Annotated in this window: 1 pseudogene; it reads left to right on the forward strand. The window is 65.3% G+C overall.

Annotated features, from left to right (window positions below):
• A pseudogene (locus tag V7Q39_RS20285) lies at positions 1-3,221 on the forward strand (hypothetical protein); the annotation flags it as partial.

Raw genomic sequence — 3,221 nt, forward strand, 5'->3', positions numbered from 1 at the left:
CGCTACGAGATTCTGGACGAGATCGAAAACGGCCCCGACGGGCAGCGCGTCCCGACCGGGCGCAAGGTCCGGTATGACCGGCAGACCGGCACGGTTGAACCGATCAGCCCGGACCAGATCGACGCAGAAGTGAAGTCAGAAGCCCCGCCACCTGCGGAAATGCGTAAATCCGCAGATGCGGAACCGGCGCCAGAGGGTCAGCCAAGCCCGACCGCAGGCCCGGCGCCCCAAGCTGATGTGGTGCAGGCCGCAGGCGGAACCGTGCCCCCGGCGCCTATTCCGAACCAGCCCCGCAATTTCGAGTTTATCGACGCGGCAGGTGTGGCCAAAATCGGCACCGAACCCGGCGTGATGCAATACAAGGCCGGTGGTGATGCGGAAGGCGTGACGGATCGGCTCAAGGGCGTGACCGAGTGGCGGCCGGAACGCGCTGGCATGTCGATCATCTATGAGTATGCCGACGGGCGCCGCGTAATCGCTGATGGTCACCAGCGCCTTGGGCTGGCCAAGCGGCTTGCCGGGCAGGGCAAGGCGATCCAGATGCCCGCCATGATCCTGCGGCAGGCCGATGGCGTGACCCCGGAAGAGGCGCGCGTGACGGCGGCCCTGAAGAACATCGCGGAAGGCTCTGGCACAGCGCTGGACGCGGCCAAGGTGTTGCGCGGCACCGACAAGACGCCGGATCAGTTGGGCCTTCCCCCGTCATCCGCCATCGTGCGGGACGCCATGGGGATGCGCAACCTGTCGGAGCAGGCCTTCGGCATGGTGATCAACGGCGTGTCGAGCGAGCGCGACGGCGGAATCGTCGGGCGGGCGGTGACCGACAAAGCGGCGCAGGCCAACATTCTGGCGCTTCTGGCGCGGATGCAGAAGGAACGCCCCATCACCGCGTTTCAGGCCGAAAGCGTGGCGCGGCAGGCCGCTGCGGATACCGTCGTGGAGACGCAGGACAGCCTGTTCGGCCCGGAAGACGACACCAAGAATCTCTATCTTGAGCGGGCGAAGATCCTCGAAGCCGCCTCGAAGATGAAGCGCGAGGAGCAAAGCGCGTTCAGGAACGTCATCGCCAATGCCGACCGGCTTGCCGCCGCTGGCAACCAACTTGACGCAGAGGGCAACCAGACCCGACTGGACAGCGCAGCCGCGATGCGGGACTATCTGGGCCGCGAAGCCAACACCAAGGGAGCGATCAGTGAAGCCCTCACAGCAGCAGCACGCGCCCTCAACGGTGGCGCAACAGTCGCCGCCGCAACCCGGCAGTTCCTCGATGCCGTCGAACGTGAATTGGGAGCGCGCGGCCAGCAACGCGCAGACGGCAATCAAGGAGGGGCAGCGCCTGTCCCAGAACGCCAGCCGGAACCTGAACCGCAAGCCGTAGGCGGGAAGGGGGGGGAAGTTGATCCTCCCCAGGGCGACAAGCGGGACGAAAACGCCGCGGATAGTGATCTGTTCGGCGGGCCCGCACCGGCGGCGCCCGATCCGCAAGCCGACATTCTGGCCGCCATGACCGGGCGAAAGCCGAAGGGGTCAGAGGCGAAACCACCGGCAGCACCCGAGTCAGACGCTACTGTCGGCGATGCGATCCGCGCCGCTTTCGATGCCTTGCCGTCGGTCCAGATCGGGCGCCAGCATTGGTATCCATTGACGGTTACGGCGCGCGGCAAAACCCGGCATTTCCTTGCCTCGCAATGGCAGGTGGACAGCACGGGACGCAAGCGCCCCGCGATCCACCTGCTAAACATCATGCAGGTCAGGATGATCCGCGCAGCCACGCCCGAACCGCGCTTTGTCCGGTATCGCCTCAATGCCAAGAACGAACTTGTGGAAGACGGCTTGCCGGTTGCGCTGACCGAAGGCGACCTGTTGCAGCGGTGGGCGGGTGCCGGGCTTCCCTTGCCGGAAGGCGTCAAGGCGCCCGGCGCCGACCCTACGCCTGCAGCACCACCCCCCGCCGACCCCTTCGCCCCGGCCCAGACCGGAAAATCCCCTGCCCAGATCAAGGCCGAAGCCGAGGCCGCCGTGCGCGCCCAGCAATCCAAGCTGCGCAAACCGGATGGAAACTCTGGTGACGCCGGGCCGCTCTTCAACCCTGATCAGGATTTGTTCGACCCGCCGAAGGCTGATCCGAAGCCTAAGCCGCAGTCACCGACCGACAAGCTGGCGGATGAAATCCGGGCGCGACAGGCCGCAGTTGAGGCGATGCAGGCCGAACGCCGCGCGATCCTCGCGCGCTACACGGTCGATGGTGACGAGGCCGTAAACAAGGCCAACGGCTCCTTCGACATCGCGGAAACGCCTACCGGCGAAACGCTCATGGCCAAGCTGATTGAGGCCAAGACCTTCGCCGAGAAGAAGGCCGTGGCCGATGCCTTCGTGTTGGACGAGGGAAAGCGGAGCGGGGTCGAACACCTCGTTGTCCTGACAGAGGACGGCATCCCGCTGGCGATCACGTCAGGCCACAAAAGCGGCGTGTCGTTCCCGGCTGCGGTCTGGCGGGCGGGTTCGCGTGATGAGGCGGCCTATTCTGTCCACAACCACCCGAGCAGCAACGGTTTCAGCGGGTCCGATCTGGCCATTCTGGCCATTTGGCCAAAGCACACACTCGCGGTCATCGGGCACAACGGGGACCGGCACGAAGTCCGCGCCACGCGCGACTTCGACATGGTGGATGACGTAACCCTGCGCGATCCGATGAACCGTCAGGCGAAACTGAACGTGGCGCTGACCGAGGCGCGGGACGCGGCCCTGTGGCGCATCAACCAGCACATGCTGGAAAAGGGTGAGGCAAACGCTGCAGGTGAGGCAAGATACCTAGCAGCCACGCGACCCTTCTTCCAACTCGTGCTGGAAGAAATGGGCCTGATCATCTACACTGATCGGGCGAAATGGCGGGCGCAGTTCGAGGCGCAGGGCTTCAACTTCGAGGACTTCTATGGACAGGTTTCAGGCGCTGTCGCTGATCGGCTTGGACGGGCCGGATTCATCATCCCCGAGGGCGGAAATACAGGCGGAAATCGACCGGCTGACGAAAGCCCCCAAGCCGCATCACCCGGAGCTGACGGCGCGGCTGGAAAGCCTGCAGCAGATGGCGCAAAAGGCGACGGAAGAGGGCGGGTTCCGGCGCAACCCGTAGGCCCGGCCAAGACTGGCAACGCCGCTCTCGACGGCGCCCTTGATGACATTTTCGGAGACGAAGCAGATGTTCCAAGCCCCGGCCAGCG

Origin of the sequence: Tabrizicola sp. (genome assembly GCF_036781545.1) — a bacterium.
Lineage (GTDB): Bacteria > Pseudomonadota > Alphaproteobacteria > Rhodobacterales > Rhodobacteraceae > Tabrizicola.